Annotated in this window: 22 protein-coding genes and 1 tRNA gene; 14 read left to right on the top strand and 9 right to left on the bottom strand. The window is 60.9% G+C overall.

All coding sequences use genetic code 11. The features are described from left to right. Positions 1–4 precede the first annotated feature (4 nt). The 6 genes from B9Z31_RS05575 to B9Z31_RS05550 are packed head-to-tail and all read left to right on the top strand — an operon-like array spanning position 5 to position 6189. Positions 5–1408, top strand: a complete 1404-nt coding sequence (locus B9Z31_RS05575) for an FAD-dependent oxidoreductase (protein WP_100118568.1) — start codon at positions 5–7, stop codon at positions 1406–1408. Further along, entirely contained in the window at positions 1405–2286 is an 882-nt protein-coding gene (locus B9Z31_RS05570) for an oxaloacetate decarboxylase (RefSeq protein WP_100118567.1), read from the top strand. Before B9Z31_RS05575 ends, B9Z31_RS05570 begins: the two co-directional genes overlap by 4 nt. After that, entirely contained in the window at positions 2283–2798 is a 516-nt protein-coding gene (locus tag B9Z31_RS05565; protein ID WP_100118566.1) for a GNAT family N-acetyltransferase, read from the top strand. Before B9Z31_RS05570 ends, B9Z31_RS05565 begins: the two co-directional genes overlap by 4 nt. A 22-nt stretch (positions 2799–2820) precedes the next feature. Next, positions 2821–3897 carry an amidohydrolase family protein gene (locus B9Z31_RS05560; protein ID WP_100118565.1) on the top strand — a complete coding sequence of 359 codons (1077 nt, stop codon included), beginning with the start codon at positions 2821–2823 and terminating at the stop codon, positions 3895–3897. Between the two features lie 33 nt (positions 3898–3930). Beyond that, positions 3931–4908, top strand: coding sequence for a tripartite tricarboxylate transporter substrate binding protein (locus B9Z31_RS05555; protein WP_100118564.1), 978 nt, complete (start codon positions 3931–3933; stop codon positions 4906–4908). Between the two features lie 21 nt (positions 4909–4929). Continuing rightward, the gene (locus B9Z31_RS05550; protein ID WP_199174437.1) at positions 4930–6189 is read left to right on the top strand and encodes a flavin-dependent oxidoreductase; all 1260 of its coding nucleotides are present in this window, start codon (positions 4930–4932) and stop codon (positions 6187–6189) included. Here the strand turns inward: B9Z31_RS05550 and B9Z31_RS05545 are convergent. Further along, the gene (locus tag B9Z31_RS05545) at positions 6138–6914 is read right to left on the bottom strand and encodes a hypothetical protein (RefSeq protein ID WP_199174436.1); all 777 of its coding nucleotides are present in this window, start codon (positions 6912–6914) and stop codon (positions 6138–6140) included. The two genes, B9Z31_RS05550 and B9Z31_RS05545, sit on opposite strands and share 52 nt — an antisense overlap. Positions 6915–6922: 8 nt before the next feature. After that, positions 6923–7621 carry a glutathione S-transferase family protein gene (locus tag B9Z31_RS05540; protein WP_100118563.1) on the bottom strand — a complete coding sequence of 233 codons (699 nt, stop codon included), beginning with the start codon at positions 7619–7621 and terminating at the stop codon, positions 6923–6925. Between the two features lie 174 nt (positions 7622–7795). Here B9Z31_RS05540 and B9Z31_RS05535 point away from each other — a divergent pair, with 174 nt between their 5' ends. From B9Z31_RS05535 to B9Z31_RS05525, 3 genes are read left to right on the top strand one after another with little or no spacing between them, the layout of a single operon-like run. Then, positions 7796–8386: a carboxymuconolactone decarboxylase family protein gene (locus tag B9Z31_RS05535; protein WP_100118562.1), complete on the top strand. Its 591-nt coding sequence runs from the start codon at positions 7796–7798 to the stop codon at positions 8384–8386. 33 nt (positions 8387–8419) lie between these two features. Continuing rightward, a complete protein-coding gene (locus B9Z31_RS05530) occupies positions 8420–9397 on the top strand; it encodes a tripartite tricarboxylate transporter substrate-binding protein (RefSeq protein ID WP_233200763.1) in 978 nt (325 codons plus the stop codon). 60 nt (positions 9398–9457) lie between these two features. Continuing rightward, the gene (locus B9Z31_RS05525) at positions 9458–10648 is read left to right on the top strand and encodes an MFS transporter (protein WP_233200762.1); all 1191 of its coding nucleotides are present in this window, start codon (positions 9458–9460) and stop codon (positions 10646–10648) included. Between the two features lie 39 nt (positions 10649–10687). Here the strand turns inward: B9Z31_RS05525 and B9Z31_RS05520 are convergent, their stop codons facing one another. Beyond that, on the bottom strand, positions 10688–11515 hold the full coding sequence (locus B9Z31_RS05520; protein WP_100118561.1) for a 2-keto-4-pentenoate hydratase: 828 nt from the start codon (positions 11513–11515) through the stop codon (positions 10688–10690). A 113-nt stretch (positions 11516–11628) separates the two neighbouring features. Here B9Z31_RS05520 and B9Z31_RS05515 point away from each other — a divergent pair. After that, positions 11629–11705, top strand: a tRNA-Met gene (locus tag B9Z31_RS05515). 62 nt (positions 11706–11767) lie between these two features. Here the strand turns inward: B9Z31_RS05515 and B9Z31_RS05510 are convergent. Then, complete coding sequence (locus B9Z31_RS05510) at positions 11768–12547, bottom strand: enoyl-CoA hydratase (protein ID WP_100118752.1); 780 nt, start codon at positions 12545–12547, stop codon at positions 11768–11770. A gap of 152 nt (positions 12548–12699) precedes the next feature. Between B9Z31_RS05510 and B9Z31_RS05505 the strand changes: the two genes are divergently transcribed. The 3 genes from B9Z31_RS05505 to paaK are packed head-to-tail and all read left to right on the top strand — an operon-like array spanning position 12700 to position 15291. Further along, the gene (locus tag B9Z31_RS05505) at positions 12700–13500 is read left to right on the top strand and encodes an enoyl-CoA hydratase-related protein (RefSeq protein WP_100118560.1); all 801 of its coding nucleotides are present in this window, start codon (positions 12700–12702) and stop codon (positions 13498–13500) included. Continuing rightward, positions 13497–13931, top strand: coding sequence for a hydroxyphenylacetyl-CoA thioesterase PaaI (gene paaI / locus B9Z31_RS05500; protein WP_100118559.1), 435 nt, complete (start codon positions 13497–13499; stop codon positions 13929–13931). Before B9Z31_RS05505 ends, paaI begins: the two co-directional genes overlap by 4 nt. A gap of 58 nt (positions 13932–13989) precedes the next feature. Continuing rightward, a complete protein-coding gene (gene paaK / locus B9Z31_RS05495; protein WP_100118558.1) occupies positions 13990–15291 on the top strand; it encodes a phenylacetate--CoA ligase PaaK in 1302 nt (433 codons plus the stop codon). A gap of 279 nt (positions 15292–15570) precedes the next feature. Here the strand turns inward: paaK and B9Z31_RS05490 are convergent, their stop codons facing one another. The 4 genes from B9Z31_RS05490 to B9Z31_RS05475 are packed head-to-tail and all read right to left on the bottom strand — an operon-like array spanning position 15571 to position 19735. Next, entirely contained in the window at positions 15571–17352 is a 1782-nt protein-coding gene (locus tag B9Z31_RS05490) for a M61 family metallopeptidase (protein WP_100118557.1), read from the bottom strand. Further along, positions 17349–17807: a DUF3429 domain-containing protein gene (locus B9Z31_RS05485; protein ID WP_100118556.1), complete on the bottom strand. Its 459-nt coding sequence runs from the start codon at positions 17805–17807 to the stop codon at positions 17349–17351. The genes B9Z31_RS05490 and B9Z31_RS05485 overlap by 4 nt, the downstream gene beginning before the upstream one ends. Further along, the gene (locus B9Z31_RS05480) at positions 17804–18520 is read right to left on the bottom strand and encodes a DsbC family protein (RefSeq protein WP_100118555.1); all 717 of its coding nucleotides are present in this window, start codon (positions 18518–18520) and stop codon (positions 17804–17806) included. Before B9Z31_RS05480 ends, B9Z31_RS05485 begins: the two co-directional genes overlap by 4 nt. 27 nt (positions 18521–18547) lie before the next feature. Continuing rightward, entirely contained in the window at positions 18548–19735 is a 1188-nt protein-coding gene (locus B9Z31_RS05475) for an FAD-dependent monooxygenase (RefSeq protein ID WP_100118554.1), read from the bottom strand. A 244-nt stretch (positions 19736–19979) separates the two neighbouring features. Between B9Z31_RS05475 and ychF the strand changes: the two genes are divergently transcribed. Beyond that, entirely contained in the window at positions 19980–21071 is a 1092-nt protein-coding gene (ychF, locus tag B9Z31_RS05470) for a redox-regulated ATPase YchF (protein WP_100118553.1), read from the top strand. Between the two features lie 167 nt (positions 21072–21238). Here the strand turns inward: ychF and B9Z31_RS05465 are convergent, their stop codons facing one another. After that, the gene (locus tag B9Z31_RS05465) at positions 21239–21712 is read right to left on the bottom strand and encodes a YqaA family protein (protein WP_369804641.1); all 474 of its coding nucleotides are present in this window, start codon (positions 21710–21712) and stop codon (positions 21239–21241) included. Positions 21713–21744 lie beyond the last annotated feature (32 nt).

Raw genomic sequence — 21744 nt, 5'->3', positions numbered from 1 at the left:
CACCATGCGCGTGCCGCTGCCGCAAGTTCGCCGGGCTGCTGATTTGCAAGCCGAGGACCACACCCCCGTGGTGATCGTGGGCGCAGGCGCTTGTGGTCTCACTGCCGCGCTGGCCTTGCACCGCTTGGGTGTGGACTGTGTGGTGCTGGAGCGTGATGCGTTTGCAGCCGGCTCCACGGCTTTGTCCTCAGGTTTCATTCCGGCGCCTGGCACGCAGGTGCAACAGGCCCAAGGGATCACCGACAGTGTCGAGGCGTTCGCTGCGGACATCCAGGCCAAGGCCCACGGTCAGGCCGCCCCACACTTGGTGCAAGCCTATGCCCAAAACATCGGCCCCGCCATGGACGCGCTGGCCGCACACCACGGCCTGCCCTGGCAAGTGTTGGACAATTTTTTGTACCCAGGCCACAGCGCCCACCGCATGCACGCCGTGCCTGAAAAAACCGGCGCAGGCTTGATGAGCCGCCTGCAAGCGGCGGCCGATGCCCTGGGCGTGGTGGTGCTCACCCAGGCGCAGGTCACAGAGCTGTGGGCCGATGGCGCGCAGCGCATCCATGGTGTGGGATTTGTCAGGCCCGATGGCCAGACCGAGCGCATCCGGTGCGACGCCGTGCTGCTGGCCTGCAATGGCTTTGGTGGCGCTTCGGCCATGGTGAAAGAGATGCTGCCCGAGATGGCCGAGGCCACCTATGCGGGCCATGTGGGCAACGACGGCAGCGCTTTGGCTTGGGGCCAGCAGCTGGGCGCACGCCTGGCCGACTTGGGGGCGTACCAAGGCCACGGCTCATGGGCTGTGCCACAAGGGGCTTTGATTTCATGGGCGCTGATGATGGAGGGCGGTGTGCAGATCAACGCCCAAGGCCAGCGCTTTCACGACGAAACCCAGGGTTACTCGGAGGCAGCGGTGCATGTGCTGGCGCAGCCGGGCGGTGTGGCCTGGAACGTGTTGGACGATGCGCTTTTGAATTTTGCGCAGGACTTTCCGGATTTTGTGGCGGCGCAAGGCGCGGGTGCGGTGCAGCACGCGAGCGATGCGGCGGCCCTGGCCCAACTGATCGGCTGCCCAGCAGACGCTTTGCAAGCCACCTTGAACGCGGTGCAGACCGGCACCGATCCGGCCACAGGCCGCACCTTCAAGCGCGCACTGCAAGCCCCGTTCCATGCCATCAAGGTGACGGGCGCTTTGTTCCACACCCAGGGCGGTTTGGACATCGACGCGCACACCCGTGTGCTGCGCCAAGACGGCACGCCCTTGCCCAACTTGCTGGCCGCAGGCGGCGCAGCGCGGGGCGTGTCCGGGCCAGCGGTGTGGGGCTATTTGTCGGGCAATGGCCTGCTCAGCGCCATCGCGGGCGGGCACATCGCAGCCCACACGGCACAACAAATTTTGAAGGATTCGGCAGCATGAACCAGCCGCACAATTTGGCGCAGCGCCTGCAGCAAGCGCAGGCCTTGCTGGCGCCCGGTGTTTACGACGCGCTCACCGCGCTGGTGGCCCAGCAAGCGGGGTTTGAGGCGGTTTATTTGTCGGGTGCTTCGGTGGCCTACACGCGCCTGGGCCGCTCCGACATTGGTCTGACCACCGCCACCGAAGTGGCACAGACCTTGGCGCACATCACCGACCGGGTGCGCATTCCGGTCATCGTGGACGCCGACACCGGCTTTGGCAATGCGCTCAACACCCAGCGCACGGTGCGAGATTTCGAGCGGGCAGGGGCTGCCATGATCCAAATCGAAGACCAGACTTTCCCCAAACGTTGCGGTCACCTGGATGGCAAGGGCGTGGTGCCGGTGGCGGAAATGCAAGGCAAGCTGCGTGCAGCCCTGGATGCCCGCCATGACCACAACACATTGATCTTGGCCCGCACCGATGCGGTGGCCGTGGAAGGACTGGACGCGGCGTTGGAACGAGCCGAGCGGTATTTGGAATGCGGGGTCGATGCGCTGTTCATCGAAGCACTGCGTTCGGATGAACAAATGAACCGCGCCTGCGCCCAGTTTGCTGGGCGTGTGCCCCTGTTGGCCAACATGGTCGAAGGTGGCAAAACGCCGGTGCAAAGCGCCGCCGAGTTGGGCGAGCGCGGGTTCAAGATCGTGATTTTTCCCGGTGGCACGGCGAGGGCGGTGCTGCACACCCTTCAGGGCTACTATGCCAGCTTGCATGCCCACCAGACCACGCGCCCTTGGCAAGACAAGATGCTGGACTTCGATGGGCTGAACGCCGCCATTGAAACGCCCCAATTGCTGGCCCTTGGGCAACGCTACGAAGACGGAAAATCCACATGACCCCCTCATGGACATTGCGCGGCCTGCAAGTGGGCGACATCGGATGGGTGGCGCATCGGCAAGGTATTTTGTACGCGCAGGAATACGGCTGGGACGGCACCTTCGAGGCCCTGGTGGCAGAGATCGGTGCCCAGTTTGTTCAAAACTTTGACCCTGCCTGGGAGAACGCATGGATCGCCGAAATCGATGGCCAGATCGTGGGCTCGGTGTTTCTGGTCAAGGTCTCTGAGCAAGTGGCCAAGCTGCGCCTGTTGTATGTCGAACCCCACGCACGCGGACAGGGCTTGGGTCAGGGCCTGACGCAGGCATGCATCGCCTTTGCCCGCGCCAAGGGGTACCAGACCTTGACGCTGTGGACCAACGACATTTTGCTGGCCGCTCTGCGCATTTACCAGGCCTCTGGTTTTGTCTTGGTGGCTGAAGAAAAGCACCGGTCTTTTGGCCACGAATTGGTGGGCCAAAATTGGAACCTCGACTTGCAGGCCGCGCCCCCACGGACCCCACAACGCTGAATTGACCTCAGGAGAACCGACGATGACCACCGCTCACCACTTGCCCCAGCGCCCCTATCGGCGAATTGCCACCGAAGAAGCTTTTTCTCCGCCCGAAATGCTGGAGATCTACAAACGGATCTTGGCCAAAGACGATGTCGATGTGGGTTTCAAACACCTGATGGGCTTTTACATGAGCAGCCCCAGTGAGCGCGCCCAGCACATCATGCGCTGTTTGGTCGATCTGGATGAATTGCGGCTGCAGCACATGGACGCTGCCGGTGTGGATGTTCAGGTGATTGGCTTGACCTCGCCTGGCGTGCAGATCATGGACAAGGAAACGGCGGTCGCCTTTGCCCCAGAGGCGAACGATGTGTTGGCCGCTGCCACGCGCCGTCACCCTGATCGCTTGGTGGGCATGATTGCCGTGGCGCCGCAAGACCCGGCTGCCGCGGCCAAAGAAATCCAGCGCGGCGTGAACCAACTGGGTATGCACTCGGTGGTGATCAACTCGCACACCCAGGGTGAGTACCTGTCTGACACCAAATTTTGGCCGATTTTTGAAGCGGCTGAAGCGATGGACACGCCGATTTACCTGCACCCCAATGCCATGCCCGCCAGCATGATTCAACACTTCATTGAGGCAGGCCTTGATGGTGCGATTTATGGATTTGGCGTTGAGACGGGTTTGCACGCGCTGCGGCTCATCACCTCAGGCGTTTTTGACCGCTTTCCCAAGTTGCAGATCATCTTGGGGCACATGGGCGAGGCCTTGCCGTTTTGGGCCTACCGACTCGATTACATGCATGCCGCGACCGTGCGCTCCAAGCGCTACCCCAGTGTGCAAGCCACACAGCGAAAACCCAGTGATTACCTGCGAGAGAACTTCCACATCACCAACAGCGGTGTGGCATGGGGTGCCGCGCTCAAGTTCACACAAGACTTCATGGGACCAGACCGTGTGCTCTACGCCATGGACTACCCTTACCAATATGTCCCTGAAGAGGTGGCCATGCTCGAAAACCTCGATATGGCCCCGCAAGTTCGCAAAGCCTTCTTTCAAGACAATGCGCAGCGTTTGTTCAAAATTCCACCTGTCCAAGCACCGGGTCAAGTTTAGAAATCCCCATACAAGCAACAAGGAGACAATTGCATGATCACCCTTCGCCGACTTCAATCTCTGGCACTGACGGCCGCCTTCTTCACCCTTGCGGGCACGGCTTTGGCTCAAGGTGCGTACCCCAGCCAGACGGTCAAAATCATCGTCCCGTTCACGCCGGGGACCGGTATGGACACGATTGCACGGGTGGTTGCGCCCCGTTTGAGTGAACGCTTGGGCCAAGCCGTGGTGGTGCAAAACCAGCCTGGCGCCAGCGGGAACATTGGTGCTGAGGCCGTGGCCAAGTCAGCGCCCGATGGGTACACCGTCTTGATGGGTGCGAACACCATGTTGATGGCGTCGCAAATGTACAAAAGCGTCAGCTTCGATCCCATCAAGGATTTCGCGCCTGTCTCGATGGCCGCCTATGGTTCGCTGATGCTGGTCGCCCATCCCAAGACGGGCATCAAGTCTTTACCGGAACTGGTCAAGCAAGCGCAAGCCCGCCCCGGTTCGATCAGCTTTGGATCGCCGGGCGTCGGGACGCCGCACCACATGGCCATGGAGCTGTTCAAGCTGGAGTCGAACACGTTCATGCTGCATGTGCCGTATCGGGGTTCGGCCGGTTACACCCAGGACCTTTTGGGTGGGGAACTCAACGTGGGTTTCTTGCCTGTTCACATCGCCCAGGGCTTTGTGAAGAATGGTCGCTTGAACGCCTTGGCTGTGGGCAGCCCCAAGCGACACCCCGTCGCGCCGGATGTGCCCACGTTCGATGAGGTGGGTGTCAAGCGTGTGGATGTCGACCTCTGGTACGCCTTCTTCGTGCCCAGCAAAACACCCGGCGCTGTGGTGTCACGTTTGAACACCGAGATGGCGGCCATCTTGCGGCAAAACGATGTGAAAGATATTTTGGGCAAAGCCGGCATGGATGCCGTGCCTTCCACGCCAGCGGAGCTCGCTGCCATCAGCGCCAAGGACTATCCGCGTTGGGGTGCGGTGATTCGCAGCAAGCAAATTTCGGCCGATTGAGCGGCGCACAGGACTCGCATCATGAACAAGCAAATGGGCGGCATTGCCATTGTGGGCGGTGGCGTGGGTGGCCTGGCCTTGGCTTTGCACTTGCATGCAAGAGGCGTGGCCTGTGAGGTTTTTGAAGCGGTGGCGGAGGTGCGGGAGCTGGGGGTCGGGATCACCCTCTTGCCCCACGCCATGCGCGAGTTGGCCGCCCTTGGCCTGCAGCCCGCACTGGAAGCGGCAGGGATTGAAAATTATGAAAGTGCATTTTTCAATCGGCATGGTCAATTCATTTACAGCGAGTTGCGTGGCCGGCATGCAGGATATGCGGTGCCGGAGGTCGGTATCCACCGTGGCAAGCTGCACCAAATTTTGTTTGCGGCGGCGGTCCAGCGGTTGGGCGCTGATCGCATCCACACCGGCCACCGTTTCGTGGGTTTGACACAGGGGGATGACCATGTGTCGATTCAATTCAACGATCCAGAAGGTCAGCCTCGGCCCGAAGTTCGTGCGCAGGTCTTGATCGCCTCCGATGGCGTGAACTCAGCGGTTCGCCGTCTTTTCTACCCCGATGAAAAGGTGGTGTTCACGGGCATCAACACCTGGCGAGGCGTCACGCATTTCCCGCCGATCTTGACCGGCAAGACCTACATGCGCATTGGGTCGATTGAGACCGGCAAGATGGTGATTTACCCCATCGTGGACAAGGTGGACGCGCAAGGGCGGCAGTTGGTCAATTGGATGGCCGAGATTCGCATGGAGGGTGTGTCGCAAAACGACTGGAACCGCCAAGGACGTGTGGAAGATGTTTTGCCTTTGTTCAAGGATTGGACCTTCGACTGGCTGGATGTGCCCGAATTGATCGCCAAGGCCGAATCCATTTTGGAATACCCGATGGTGGACAAGGACCCCATTCCTCAATGGACCTTTGGTCGCGTGACCTTGCTGGGCGATGCGGCGCACCCCATGTACCCGCGTGGCTCGAATGGCTCGGCGCAAGCCTTGGTCGATGCCCGCACTTTGGCCGACGAATTGGCCCAGGTCCCGGCAGGCGTTGATCGGGTGCAGGCCTTGCATCGTTATGAGGCTGTGCGCAGACCATTGACCACCCAAGTGGTGTTGACCAACCGGAGCACGCCGCCCGATTTCATCAACATCAAGGTGGACGAGTTGACGCAAGGCAAACCGTTTCGCCACATCGATGACGTGATCAGCCAAGCCGAGCTGCGTCAGATCTCGGACGATTACAAAAAAATCGCTGGATTTTCTTTGGATGCCATGGCCGCCAAAGGCTGAAGATTGGGCGCTGAGCGCTGAACGCTGGGGGAGCACCAGCCCATTTCAAGCCAATGCGCGTAGCCTGGCTTGAAGTCCCAGGCGGTGTGCTGCACAGGCGTTGCCTCGGGCAAGACCTGCTCGGTCAGGTGGTCCAAGCAAGGGCTGATCGCCCCCATGCGGTGGAGCCAAGCTTGGGCCTGTGCACTGTCCATGGCCGCAGGCGCCAAACCCGTCTGGGGTGGTGGCAAGGCACCACGGGGTGAGCAGCGGCCCGACATGCGGTCGTGCACGCTGCCCCACGCCACGGATCGCATGCGGTGCTTCACATGCCCCAATTGCTGCTCGACGCTGTGCAGGTCTTGGCCTGAGAAGCGCAATTGCCCCAACACATTGTCAAACCAATAAAAAGCGTTGGGCAGACGGGGTATGCAGCGAGTCAAGGCCGCCAAGCCATCACCCGTGTGCAGGTGCAGGGCGACGCCATGTTGTCGCAAGGCCCGGCCGTGCCGCCAGCGAAACAAAGGCGCAGCCAAAGGGTCGATGTCCCAAGCATGCACTTCTTTGAATTGGATCAACCAAGCGGAGGGCAGCATCCAGCCTGCACTCGCACCGATCAGCACGAGCTGATCTCGTGGCATGGTTTGAGCGAGCAGCCACGCTTCAATTTCAGCCGCAGCAGGCGCCCAGCGTTCTCGCGAACGCCAGGCGCGCCAATGCCAGTGCCAACCGCCCGTCAGATTCATCCTCGGCCTCAGGCTTTGTTCAGGCGTTCGTTTTGCGGGAACATGAATTTCTTGGCGTCGGCGTCCATCTCGGTTTTGAAGGTGTATGTCGTTTTGAAGGCTTCGGCACGCTGCGCCGCTGGGCGGGCGTTGACCAGATCGAGCAGGCGTTTGATGTGGGGGTATTGCGTCCAGGTGGCCTCCCCCGTGCCCAGCACATAGGGGAGCATGCGGGCCCAGCCCCACAGGGCCATGTCCACCACGCTGTAGTGGTCGCCCAGCATGTAGGTGTTGTGTGCCAAGTGCTTTTCCAGCACGGTCCAGTGACGGTGGGCTTCAAAGTCGTAACGGTTCAGGGCGTATTCTTTGGGTTCTGGCGCGGCGTGGCGAAAGTGCACCGATTGGCCTGAAAACGGGCCAATGCCACTGGCGATGAAGAGCAGCCACGACAAGGCGGCGCCGCGCTCCTTGGCCTGTGCGATGCCGGGCATGAACTTCTGCTCGCGATCGGCCAAGTACAGCAAGATGGCGTTGCTGTCGAACACGGTGACATCGCCATCGGTGATGGCGGGCACTTTGGCATTGGGGTTGACGGCCAAGAAGGCGGGCGCAAATTGCTCGCCCTTGCGCGTGTCCACCGGGACAGCCTCAAAAGGGATGCCCAGCTCTTCGAGCAGCAGGGCAATCTTCATGGGGTTGGGGGCGGCGTTGAAGAAAAATTTCAGCATGGTGGTTTCCTGGGTTAAGGGGTGATGGCTTGAACGGCTGATCAGCGCCAGAGTTTGACCGAGTTCGGCCGGGGTGCGTCCTTGTTTGCAGTCATTTCGGCGACTGTGCTGGCCAGGGCTTGTGGTTACCTTCACCCCAGATTTTTCAGTGCTTGCATCCACCGGGGTTTCCACATGACAGAAAGATTGTCACAGATCATTTATGACGACTTGCCAAGCGATGTCAGGCCTTTGGCCGATGACATTTTGAAAGTTTCCAGCGCCGCATTGGGGGGGCCTTACAACGCCTTGCTCCGCAGCCCTGAGATGGCGCGGCGCGCCTTTGATTTTTTGGATTACCTGCGTTTTAAAACCTCGGTCCATAAGCGCCTGAACGAATTCGCCATCTTGATTCAGGCGCGCATTTCCAATGCGCAGTATGAGTGGTGGGCACACGAGACCATTGCCCGCAAAGCGGGTTTGTCGGATGCCGTGATGCGCGATTTGCAGCAATGCATTCGCCCAACCGCCATGCAAGAGGATGAACGCTTGGTCTATGACTTCTGCATTCAACTGTCGCTGAACCACCGCGTGCCCGATGACCTGTGGCAAGAGGCCGTGACCAGCATGGGTGAGCAGGCGGTGGTCGATCTCACCGTGTTGTCTGGGACCTACGTCATGGTGTCCATGCTGTTGAATGCCACCCAAGTGGGCATCCCAAACGGTGGCCCAGAGCCGCTGCAGGTGTTGGATCCTTTGACCATTCGCCAACGTCTGTTGGCGTGATGGGTTTTTTTAATCGATAACCGAGAGACAACCATGCCCATTCGTTTCATGCGCAGCACCTTCGGGGTGCTTTTGGCCGCCGCTGCACTGCAAGCTTCGGGACAAGATTTTCCAAACCGCACCATCACCATGGTCATGCCTTACGCGGCAGGGGGCCCGGGCGACACCATCACCCGCGTATTTGCCGGGGCCATGCAAAAGCATTTGGGCCAGCAGATCGTGGTGGACAACACCGCAGGGGCTTCGGGCTCGATTGGCACGGCCAAAGTGGCTCGCTCTAAGCCAGACGGCTACAACTTGCTGATGATCCATGTGAGCCACGCCACCAATGTGGCCATGTACAAAAGTTTGCCCTACCACCCCGTGGATGACTTTGACCCGATTGGCCGGGCCACCAGTGGACCCATGGTGATCGTGACACGCAACGATTTTCCGGCCAAGAACCTGAATGAATTTGTGGCCTACGTGAAAGCCAATGGCCCCAAGGTCAGCTTGGCGCATGCGGGCGTGGGATCGGCGTCGCACCTGTGTGGTTTGATGATGATGAATGCCCTGAACGTCAAGCTCAACGAGATTCCCTACAAAGGCACAGGACCGGCCCTCACCGATTTGATGGGCGGTCAAGTGGACATCTTGTGTGACCAGACCTCTGGCACGGTGCCTTCGGTCAAGAGCGGCAAGATCAAGGCTTATGCCGCTGCGGGCAAGGCCCGTTTGCCGCAACTGCCCGAGGTCCCTGCCATCACCGATGCGGGCGTGGAAGGTTTTGACATCAACATTTCCTTTGGGCTGTATGCCCCCAAAGGCACCCCCAAGCCCGTGTTGGCTCAGTTGACGGCCGCTTTGCAAAAGTCGGTGGGTGACCAAGAGGTGCGCCAACGATTGGAGTCCATGGGCATTTCCGCGGTGAGCGTGGACCAAGCCAGCCCCGAAGCACTGCGTGCCCACTTGAAAAATGAAATCGACACCTTGGGCGGTTTGTTGGTCAAAGCGGGTGTCAAAGCCAATTGAGCCTTGTTGGAGCACAAGGGGCCCATGGTTGTGCGTCTCGCTTGTTCAGGAGATGAAACCGTGAATAACTGGTGGCCTTTGCTGCTGACTTTGGTCATCCAAGCGATGGTGGCCATGGCTTTGTTGACCTTGCCGGTCATCGCCCCTGTGGTGGCCCAAGCCCTTGATGTGTCGCCTGCGCTGGTGGGCCTGTATGTTTCGGTGACATATGCCGGGGCCATGCTGGCCACCTTGATGGGCGGCGCCACGGTGGCTCGCATGGGGGCCATTCGAGTGAGCCAGTGGGGCTTGTTGTTGTGTGCTTTGGGCTTGCTCTTGTGCGCCGTGCCTTGGCTGCCGGCCATGTTTGTGGGGGCCGTGCTCATTGGTTTGGGTTATGGCCCGATCACCCCGGCCAGTTCACACCTGCTCGCCCGCACCACACCCCCGCATCAGATGTCCTTGGTCTTCTCCATCAAGCAAACCGGTGTGCCTTTGGGCAGCATGCTGGCCGGTGCCGTGGTGCCACCGCTGGCCTTGCGCATTGACTGGCAGCTCAGCATGGTGTTCGTGGCGGTTCTTTGCCTGGTGTGCGCTGGGGTGTCACAGGCATTGCGCGCTGAGCTCGACAGTGACCGCCAAGCCGGCGCGGCCATTCACTGGGGCAGTTTGGTTCAGCCCATTCGCCTGGTCTTGGCGCACCGAGCCTTGTTCACCATGGCTTCATGCTCCTTTATGTTTTCCATGGTTCAGTTGTCGCTGACCACCTATTTGGTCACTTTTTTGCACGAAGACTTGTCGTATGGCTTGGTGGCCGCAGGTTTGGCCTTGTCGGTGACGCAGCTGGGCGGCATTGGCGGGCGCGTCGCTTGGGGTTACGTGGCAGACCGTTGGTTGGGGGCCAGGCGCATGCTGTTGTTGCTGGCCAGCATGATGGCTTTGGGGGCAATGGCGGCGGCATTTTTGACTCCAGAAACACCCCAAGGTGTGGTGATCGGCATTTTGGTGGCCTTTGGCGCATCGGCCATCGGCTGGAACGGGGTGTACCTGGCCGAAGTGGCTCGCCGTGCGCCCGCAGGCATGGCCAGCATGGCCACGGGTGGGACTTTGGCCTTCACTTTTTTGGGCGTTGTTTTGGGGCCGCCCATGTTCGGCGCCTTGTCGGGCTTGTTCGGCACTTACCGTGCGGGTTTTGTAGGTTTGATGGTGATGGCCTGCATCAGCGGCAGCGTCTTGTTCTGGACGCAAAGGCCCGCTCGGCGGCTCCCGTAGTCGGGCGGGGTTTTGGTCTGGCCTTGGGCTGCACAGGTCCTAGGCCGAAAAATGCATGCTGACTTGACCCAGCACGCCGAAGTCGGCCTTGGCCGTGTCACCGGGAACCAATTCCAGCGGAACCATGCAGGTGCCCGTGGTGACCACATGACCTTTTTCCAGCGTGATGCCCAGCCCCGAGAGCTGGTTGGCCAGCCAGGTCAGGGCGATGCGGGGGTCTCCGAGGACCCAGGCGCCTGAGCCTGTTCGGGTGTACCGATCGGTGTCGCCCTGCTGCACTTGCGCCTCAACCGCATGGGTGCTCAAGTCCATCTGGCGCCAGCCCTCTGGCGCAGAAGGGCCCAGCACAAAATGGCGTGCGCAGGCGTTATCGGCCAACAACTGTGCCTCTCCCGCCTCAGTGAAGGGCGCCAGCCGTGAGTCCGGTACCTCAATGGCCGGGTGCAGTGTGGCCACGGCGGCCATGACCTCTGGCAGGCCAAAGGGCGAGTTTTGAGGCCGCAAATCTTGCCCCATGGTGAAGGCGAACTCGGGTTCGGCCACGCGCATCCGGTTGCCGGATGAAGGGACGGTGGCACCGCTCTCAAACACCTGGCCAGACAACAAGCGCCCAGCCAAAGGGCCGCTCACGTTGATGTGGGTTTGCCCATTGCGGCTGGTGGCCGCGATTTTCCAACCGACGACCTGGCGCCCCGACACCGCCGGCAATTGGGCCTGCACTTGGTAGCCTTGGACCGCGTTCAAAGGTCGGCAGGTTTCGGGGAAAGCCGGGCATGCTTGCCCGGATTGCCATTGTTCCCAGACCCATTGAGCGGCTTGCTGGCTGGCCGTGAGGTCACTGAAGGGCGCGTTGGTCGGTGTTGTCATTTGTGAATTGTTGCGCTTTTCAAGCGGTGATGCATTGAAATTTGTGTATAATTTTTGGCTTGGTGACGCCTGTCACCCACATCCAGCAGTTTGTTGGCATGTGCCCAGTTCTTGGTGATATAGCTCAGTTGGTTAGAGCGCAGCATTCATAATGCTGATGTCGGTGGTTCAAATCCACCTATCACCACCAAACCCAAAGCCCACAGTTTTGCGACTGTGGGCTTTTTGGTTTTGGGCCCAAGCCGTCTTGCCTCAGCCGTTCACAAACTTCGGTGCGCGCTTGTTCAAAAACGCGTCCATGCCCTCTTTTTGATCGGCGGTTGCAAACAAGGAATGGAACAGCCGGCGCTCAAACATCACGCCGTCGCTCAGTCCGCTTTCAAAAGCGCGGTTGACGCTTTCCTTGGCGGCCATGGTGGCCAGTTGGCCGTAGCTGCAAATCATCAAGGCCGCACCCAGGGTCTCTTGCATGAGCTTGTCCAGCGGCACCACGCGGCTGACCAGGCCGCCACGTTCGGCTTCTGCGGCGTCCATCATGCGGCCCGTCAGCACCAAATCCATGGCCTTGGACTTGCCCATGGCGCGGGGCAGTCGCTGTGTGCCACCTGCGCCGGGGATGATGCCGATCTTGATCTCGGGTTGACCGAATTTGGCATTCTCGGCGGCGATGATGAAGTCGCACATCATGGCCAACTCGCAGCCGCCGCCCAGAGCAAAGCCACTCACGGCGGCGATCACGGGCTTGCGAATGCTGCGGATGGTTTCCCAATTGCGGGTGATGAAGTCGTTTTTGTAGACCTCATGAAAAGTGAACTTCGCCATGGCGGCAATGTCGGCGCCCGCTGCAAAAGCTTTTTCGCTGCCCGTGATCACGATGCAGCCAATGGCCTCGTCGGCGTCAAAAGCCTTGAGGGCGACACCCAGCTCATCCATCAGGGCGCCGTTGAGCGCGTTCAGGGCTTTGGGGCGGTTCAGGGTGATGATGCCAACTTGGCCGCCTTCCGTGCGGACTTCGATGTTTTCGTAACTCAAGGTTTTCTCCTGCAGTGGGGACAAATCAAGCAAGGACTATAACCATGCCCGCTGAGCCCAGCCTGTCCCTCTGGCGCGGGGCTTGCATAGGGAAAACATTCACCAACCGGGCGGTCGGCTAATGATACAGTCACGCATCCAGGAGACCGAAGATGACCGAATCGACCCCCACGGTGTTGTACGAAGAGCGAGGCGCAGTGGCGCTGATCACCCTGAACCGCCCGCAAGCCCTCAACAGTTTCACCCGCGCCATGCACCACGATTTGTGGGCTGCGCTGGACCATGCAGAGGCCAATGCGGCCATCCGGGCGGCGGTCATCACCGGCGCTGGTCGTGGCTTTTGCGCCGGTGCTGATTTGTCAGACTTTGATTTCACCCCCGGCCCCAACCGCGTTGAACGTGCCGATCCGGGCCCCATCATCGACCAGGCTTTCAACCCCAGCACGCGCCGTTTGCAGACGCTGCGCATGCCGACCATCGCGGCAGTCAATGGCGTGGCTGCGGGGGCTGGCGCATCCATGGTCATGGCCTGTGACATCGCCATCGCAGCGCCCAACGCCAGCTTCATTCAGGCGTTCAGCAAGATCGGTTTGATTCCGGATGCCGGCGGCAGCTGGCTGCTGGTGGAGCGTCTGGGTTTGGCCCGTGCCATGGCATTGGCCATGACGGGAGACAAACTCGGTGCGCAGCAGGCCAAGGACTGGGGCATGATTTGGGAGGTGTCCGACGATGCTTTGGCCGCGGCGCTCGCCATGGCCGAGCGCTTGGCGCAGATGCCCACCCAAGCACTGGTCGCCACCCGTGCCTTGCTCCAGTCGGCCACCACCCGCACCCTCTCCGCGCATTTGGATGCAGAGCGCGACACCCAGTCGGCCTTGGGCCGCACGCACGACTATTTCGAGGGGGTGCAGGCCTTCCTCGACAAGCGTCCAGCCCAATTCAAAGGCGAATGATGAGCGACCCCCAAGCACTGGCCCAGTTGGTCGGCGAGACCATGTTCGCCGTCGACGTGGCCTCCAAAGACACCATGGGCATGGAATTGTTGGCCTGCGAGCCCGGCCGGGCCGTGATGCGCATGACGGTCAAAGCACTGCACCTGAACGGTCACCAAATTTGCCACGGCGGATTCATCTTCACGCTGGCCGATTCGACCTTCGCTTTTGCCTGCAACAGTTACAACAAGAACGCGGTGGCTGCCGGTTGCAGCATTGAGTTTTTGAAGCCCGGCAAGCTGGGCGATGTGCTGACCTGCGAAGGTGTTGAGCAGACCCTGAGCGGACGCCACGGCATCTACGACATGAAAGTCACCAACCAGAATGGCGACGTGATGGCCATGTTCCGTGGCAAGAGTGCGCAGATCCCGGGCACCGTGGTGCCGGAATAAGTCAATGAATGGGGGTGAGGTCTTGCGCCCTGTCCCCGCTGATCAAGTGGAGTTTTGAATGAGCCCAAAAGCCTTTGCCCTGGAGCCGATTGAAAAGGCCAGCACCGACGAGTTGCGCAGCTTGCAGCTCAAGCGCCTGCAGCAGACCTTGCAGCACGCCTATGCCAACTCGCCCGTGTACCGCGCCAAGTTCGATGCCGCCGGCGTGCACCCGGACGATTGCAAGAGCTTGGCCGACATTGCCAAGTTCCCATTCACCACCAAGTCGGATCTGCGCGACAGCTACCCCTTTGGCATGTTCGCCGTGCCACGCGAAAACTGCGCCCGCATCCACGCCTCCAGTGGCACCACCGGCAAACCCACGGTGGTGGGCTACACCCTCAAAGACATCGACACCTGGTCCACTGTGGTGGCGCGCAGCATCCGGGCAGGCGGGGCCAGGCCCGGTGACATGGTGCATGTGAGCTACGGCTATGGCCTGTTCACGGGCGGCATGGGCGCGCACTACGGTGCAGAGAAACTCGGCCTCACAGTGGTGCCCTTTGGTGGTGGCCAGACCGAGCGCCAGGTGCAGCTGATCCAGGATTTCAAGTCCAACATCATCATGGTCACGCCCAGCTACATGCTGGCGATTGCCGACGAATTTGAGCGCCAAGGCATCGACCCCAAGACCTCTTCGCTGCGCATCGGCATCTTTGGCGCTGAGCCCTGGACCAACGACATGCGCGCCGCCATCGAAAAACGCATGGCCATCGATGCGGTCGACATCTATGGTCTGTCTGAAGTGATGGGCCCGGGCGTGGCCAGCGAATGCATCGAGACCAAGGACGGCCCGACCATTTGGGAAGATCACTTCTACCCTGAGATCATCCACCCCGAAACGGGCGAACCCGTGGCCGATGGCGAGATGGGTGAGTTGGTCTTCACCAGCCTGACCAAAGAAGCGCTGCCCATCATCCGCTACCGCACGCGCGACCTCACGCGCCTCTTGCCCGGCACCGCCCGCAGCATGCGCCGCATGGAAAAGATCACCGGCCGCAGCGACGACATGATGATCATCCGCGGCGTGAACGTGTTCCCCAGCCAGATCGAAGAGCTGATCTTGAAACGCGCCGAACTGGCCCCGCACTACCAGTGCGTGCTGACCCGTGAAGGACCGATGGACGATCTGAAAGTGGTCATCGAGACCAAGCCCGGGATTTCTCCGGAAAGCCTTCAAGCCCGCGCCGCGGCCAAGCAACTGCAGCACGACATCAAGGTCTACATTGGCTCGAGCGTGGCGATCGAGCTCAAGGCCGAAGGCGGTGTCGAGCGCAGCCAAGGCAAGGCCAAACGCGTGGTGGACTTGCGCAAGAAGTGAGGCGCTGCACCGCCAGGGGGCTGGCGACAGGCGGTATGGCAGGCGCTTGCCTGCCAACGGTGATCATGGCTGTGGCGGTGCGGGCGCCTTCTTGCGGAGGGTGGTTGGCCGTTTGGCGTGCATTCGGTCGCAGGGGCGACCTCCCACAGGGGTCCTGCCGAGAACCCACCCAGGTCCCACTGAGAATCCACCCAGATCCCACTGAAATCCCACAGGGACTCCACAGGAATGTCTCAGAGAACCGGCCGAGGTCCCACAGAATTCCCCAAAGGCATGGCATCAGGCCGATGGCCAGCCCTTTTCCCGACCCGGGCGCATCGCCAGTTTCCAGCTGCTGGCCTGTTCGGGCACTTTCAGGGGCAGGCGCAGCAGGCGTTTGTCGCGTGAGACCAGCGCCACCAGCCGGTGTTCCTTGCCCAGCAGGGCGGGCAGGTCGTCGAGTTTGTTCAGACGCCAGCTGCCGCCTTGGGCATGCGCTGCAGGGCTTGCACCCACATCCAGCCCCAGCCATTCATCGCCTGCCGCCAGTCCAGCGGCTTCGGCGGCGCTGCCGCGCAGCACGCCCTTGATTTGGACGCTGCCGCCGGCTTCGCTCACGCGCAGGCCCAGGCGCTGGGCCATGCTGGCGAGCTCGGCGCTGACTTCAATGCCTTGTCCTGCCAGCAGTTCGCGCAGGGGCAGGTCGGTGGTGCTGTGCACCCAGGCCTGGATTTGCGCTTGCCAGCTGCGGCCCGTGAGGGCTTGCAATTCATCCAGCAGGTCTTGCTCGCGCATCGGTCCAGCTTTGCAGCGTTTCCACAAGCCGCGCATCACCGCATCCAGCCTGTGGCCTTCGGCCTTGAATTCATTTCGCAGTGTCAAGTCCAGGCACAGCGCCACCAAAGAACCTTTGGTGTAGTAACTCACCGTCGCATTGGGCGTGTTTTCGTCTTGTCGGTAGTACTTGACCCAGGCGTCGAAGCTCGCTTGCGCCACGGTTTGCACATGACGGCCAGGGGTTTGCTGAACCTGGGCGATGGTTTTGCCCAGCAGCTTGAGGTAGGTCGCGTCGTCGATCAGCCCAGCCCGGCGCAGCAGCAGGTCGTCGTAATAGCTGGTGAAGCCTTCAAAGAACCAGAGCAGCTGCGTGTAATTTTCCTGGGTGTAGTCGTAGCGGGAAAAGGCATCGGGGCGCAGCTGCTTGACGTTCCAGGTGTGGAAGTACTCGTGGCTGATCAGGCCGAGCAAGGTGGTGTAGCCCTCGTTGGTGTGTGGGCTGGTTTGCCGAGGCAGGTCGGCGCGGTTGCAAATCAGGGCGGTGCTGTTGCGGTGTTCCAGCCCGCCGTAGCCCTCGTGCACAGCGTTGAGCATGAACAGGTAATTTGTGTGCGGCGCCTTGCCGCCGCCTTTGGAGCCTGTGCCGTGCCAGAAGCGGATTTCGGCTTCGCATATTTTTTGCGTGTCGGCCAGCAGACGGTCGCCATCCCATGAAGGCAAAGCCCCGGCCACCACAAAGCGGTGTGGGATGCCACAGGCCACAAAGCAGCCACTCCAAAAATGGCCCAGCTCCACCGGGCAGTCGACCAGCTCGTCGTAATCGGCGGCTTGGTAAAGGCCAAAGCCATGGGGGTCGGTTTTGACTGGCGTGAGGCCTGTGGCGGCTTGCCAGTCGGCCTGGCCCTTGACAGCTTGGAGTTGCAGTTGGTGCGGCTGGGCTTCTTGGCCGTGCACGCGCAGGCACAGGCTGGTGCCATTGAAAAAGCCGCGCTGGCTGTCCAGCCAGGCGGTACGCACCGAGTTGTCAAGGGCGTAAACCTCGTAGCTCAGCACCAGGGCTTGGTCTGGCTTGCAAGCGATGGCCCAGGTGCATTTGTCGCGTTGGTGGATGGCGGCGCTGCGGCGGCCTTGTCGGGCCTGAAGGTTTTGCAGGTTTTTTGCAAATTCGCGCACCAGGTAACTGCCCGGAATCCACACCGGCAGCGACACGGTTTGCTGCGCTGCCGGTTGGGGGACGGTGAGGGTGACCCGAAACAAATGCGCATGCAGGTCGGCCGCTTCAACGGCGTAGAGGATGGCGGTCATGTCGCGCCTGCGGCCAAAAAGCAGCTCAGGCTGGCCACGATGGTCAGCTGCAAACGCATGGGCAGCCAAGGGGCCAGGCCAGCGGCGGGCCAAGTGCGTCGGTCCATCAAGTAGCAGCCGATCAACACAAAGCCCAGCAATGGCAAACCGGCAAAGGCGGGCATCATCACGCCCACCCAAGCCAGCAAAGAGGGCGCCACCCCCCAGGTGAAATGGATGCGCGGCGCGTTGGGCGTGACCAAGGCGTTGCGAAAACCCACGCCCCAGTGGATACCCCCTAAAAATGACACGATCACCGCGCCGTAGCCCTGCATCGACAGCGCGACATAGGGGTGCAGGTCGGGGCCGACCAGCCACAAGCAGAGTGCGAAAAAAACAAAAGGAATCAGTCCGGCGTAGCCCAAGCGACGGATCAGGTGCCAGGTCGGGTCTTCGGTTGGGGGGGTGTTCATCATTTGATTTCAGCCAGCATTTTCTCGACCTGGGCCATCGACACAGCGCCGGGCACTCGGGTGCCATCGGCGAACAAGATCATGGGCGTGCCGGTGATCCGGTTCTTTTGGCCAAAGGCCACGATGGTGTCCACAGCCGATGCATCACAGTTGGCGGTGGCCGGGGTGGTGCCGTTGATCATCCAGTCGTTCCAGACCTTGGCCTTGTCTTTGGCGCACCAAATGTTTTTGGATTTGGTTTTCGAGTCTTCGCCCAAGATGGGGTACAGGAAGTGGTGAATCGTCACGTTGTCGAGCTTTTGCAGGTCTTTTTCGAAGCGCTTGCAGTAGCCACAATTGGGGTCGGCAAACACCGCCAGTTTGCGCTTGCCGTTGCCGCGCACTTGGGTGAAGGCGCTTTTCATAGGCAATTGGTCGAACGCAATCGAGGACAGCTTTTCCATGCGCTCTTCGGTCAGGTTGCGCTTTTGTTTGACATCGATCAGCGATCCTTGAATCAGGAAGTTGCCTTCGGCATCGCTGTACATCACTTCGTTGCCCATGCGGATTTCGTACAAACCGTTCATGGGTGTTTTGCTCACTTCATCGATCTTGGGCAAGTTGCTCAGCCGATCGCTCAGGTTTTTGCGGATGGTGGCCTCTTGGGCCATCACGGCACTCACAGACAAGGCGGCGGTGGCCACCCACAGGGTCAGTTTGGACAGGGCAGTCTTCATCGGGCGCGCTTTCGGGTTCAAAAAAATTCAGGAAGGTTCGGCTGGGGATGGGGCCATAGCGCCATCGGCACTGTGGCCCATGGCGCGTTGCGTCATCCAGTGTTTCAAAGGGCCGCTGCGGTCAAAGCCGCGCATGCCCCAGTTGCGCAGGTTTTGCCAAACGGGGCCGGGTTGGGCAAACAGGCGTTGCAAGCCATCGGTCACGAAGCCCATGGCCTTGACATCGGCTTGACGGGCGCGCTCGTAGCGGCGCAGCAGTTTGAGGTCGTGCAAGGGTCGCCAAAATTCTTTGGCGCGGATCACTTTCACGAGTTCGGCCACATCGGCCAAGCCCACGTTCAGGCCCTGGCCCGCCAGGGGGTGCAAGGCGTGGGCCGCGTCGCCTGCCAAGGCAAACGATTGCTGGGCCACGCCGGGCACGGCGCCAATCCAGCGTTCGGCACGCGCCAGCTGCAGCGGCCACACGGCGCGTTCGGCCGACAGTTGCATGCCGCCCAAAGCGTGGTCGCAGGCGAGGGCCAAGTCGGCTGCAAAAACGTCTGCGGGCAGGGCCATCAATTCTTGTGCCCGCAGCGGGTGCACCGACCAGACCAGCGCCACTTCGTGCCCGCCTTCACCGCCCATAGGGAGCAAGGCCAGCACATGGGCTTGCTGCTGCGACAGACCGGGCACTGGGCTCCAGCCAAACCACTGGCGGGCGATGCCCCCGTGTGGGCGTTCGCATTGCACGCGGGTGGCCACCGCGTGTTGCTCGTAATGCGTGATCTCAAACCCCACGCCCCACTCAGCCCGGGTCTGGCTGGCGCGGCCTTCGCACACCACCGTGAGGGGCGCAGACACCGGGGCTGTCACCACCTCAATGTGCGGCTGAAACTGGACGGCTTGCGCCAGCAGCGCTTGCAGCACCGGCACGTCCACCATCCAGTTGAGTTCCCCCACGCCTTGTTCGCGGGCACCAAAGTTCAGCCTTGCGCCGTGGTCGCCAAAAATGTGCATGTGGTGCACAGGCGTGACGGTGGGGCTGTTGGGCCAGCAACGCAGGTCTTGCAGCAAGGCCATGGCCGCGCCATTGAGCGAGTAGGCGCGCACATCGGCCCCGCCCGTTGGGGGGGAGTCCACCAAGGCCACGTTGAGCCGCTCGCGGGCCAGCAAAAGGGCCAAGGTCCGACCCACAATGCCAGCGCCACGAATGCAAATATCAGGGTTGAAAGCCATGCACGCATTGTAGGGGCCGCCCAATGACTGTGGGGCTGCAAGCCAATGGCCGCGCCGATGCTGGCCCCCTCGTGGGAGCCCACCCCTGCGGCCGAATGTCAGCGCTGCCTTGACCCTCCCATTCACGAGCAGGGGCTCGCTCCCACAAAAGCGTCCGTCATAACGGTCAGCGCGACGCTCAAGTGCGGCCTGAGGCCACCCGTTAAAATTGCCGGTCAATTCCCGAATCACCGAAAGTTCCCCCATGAGCCTCAAATGCGGCATCGTGGGTTTGCCCAATGTGGGCAAATCCACCCTTTTCAACGCCCTGACCAAAGCCGGCATCGCCGCTGAAAACTACCCCTTTTGCACCATTGAGCCCAATACCGGCGTGGTCGAGGTGCCTGACCCTCGGCTGCAGCAGTTGGCCCAAATCATCACGCCCGAGCGCATCGTGCCTGCCATTGTGGAATTTGTGGACATTGCCGGTCTGGTGGCCGGGGCCAGCACGGGCGAAGGCCTGGGCAACAAGTTTCTGGCGCACATCCGTGAGACCGACGCCATCGTCAATGTGGTGCGCTGCTTCGAAGACGACAACGTGATCCACGTGGCCAACAAGGTGGACCCGATTGCAGACATCGAGGTCATTCAGACCGAGCTGTGCCTGGCCGACCTGGCTGCGGTGGAAAAAGCCATCCACCGCGTGAGCAAAATTGCCCGCTCTGGCGACAAAGAAGCCGTCAAGCAAATGGCCATTCTGGAGAAATGCCAGACCGCCCTGAACGACACCCAGCCGGTGCGCACCATCGACTTCAGCAAAGAAGAGCGGGTGGAACTCAAGCAATTTTTCTTCATCACCGCCAAACCCGCCATGTTCGTGGCCAACGTGTCGGAAGACGGCTTCGAGAACAACCCTTTCCTCGACCGCCTCAAGGCCTTTGCGGCCAAGCAAAACGCACCGGTGGTGGCCATTTGCGCCAAGATCGAAGCCGAGTTGTCCGAAATGGAAGATGCGGATCGCCTGGAGTTCTTGAAGGAGCTGGGGCAAGATGAGCCGGGTCTGAACCGCCTGATCCGCTCGGCGTACACCTTGCTGGGCCTGCAAACTTACTTCACTGCAGGGGTGAAAGAAGTGCGTGCCTGGACCATCCATGTGGGCGACACCGGACCGCAAGCGGCGGGTGTGATCCACACCGACTTTGAAAAAGGCTACATCCGCGCCCAGACCATCGCGTTTGACGACTTCATCGCTTTCAAGGGCGAGCAAGGCGCCAAAGACGCGGGCAAGATGCGCGCCGAAGGCAAGGACTACGTGGTCAAAGACGGCGACGTGATGAACTTTTTGTTCAGCTCCTGACCGCTGCCAAAACCCAAGCCAAAACCGCTCCTCGGAGCGGTTTTTTCATGCCTGGCGCATGCGTCTGGTTTCGCAGCCCCACAGGCCATGGCCATGTTCAGGCGGTCAGCTTCTTGGACTGTCTGCACGCGTGGGGTCGGGCCAAATGCAGCGCCGCATGGCGCGGCTCAAATCCATGCCCATTGCGCAGGGAAAACCCACAGCAATGCGGCGGTCATGATCAAGTAGCGAAAGAATTTGCCAATGGCCATGTACAAGCTGCAAGGCCAAAACGGCATTTTGAGCCAACCCGCGAGGGCACAAATCGGATCGCCCACCACGGGCAGCCAGGACAGCAGGCAAGCCTTGGGGCCCAACTTCTGCAGCCATTTCAGGGCTTGCTGGTCAGAGGTGGAAGGCCTCAGTCGGTCGACCGCCTGGTGGGTTCCCCAGCCCATCCACCAGCTGAACATGCCGCCCAAGGTGTTGCCCGCTGTGGCCACCCAAATGGCAGGCCAGAACAACTCGGGGTTGAGTTTGACCAGGCCAAACAGCACCGGTTCTGAGCCCATGGGCAGCAAGGTCGCCGAGATGAAAGCCACAACAAACACGGTGCTCAAGCCATGTTGAGGCAGCGCCAGCCATTGCAGCAAATGTTCCATCCAAATGTCCATCAAAGCAGTTTAGCGCTTGT

Source organism: Limnohabitans sp. G3-2, assembly GCF_002778275.1.
In the GTDB taxonomy this organism is placed as follows: Bacteria; Pseudomonadota; Gammaproteobacteria; order Burkholderiales; family Burkholderiaceae_C; genus Limnohabitans_A.
The sequence above is the reverse complement of the archived record's forward strand: the minus strand, read 5'-3'. Positions and strand labels throughout refer to the sequence as shown.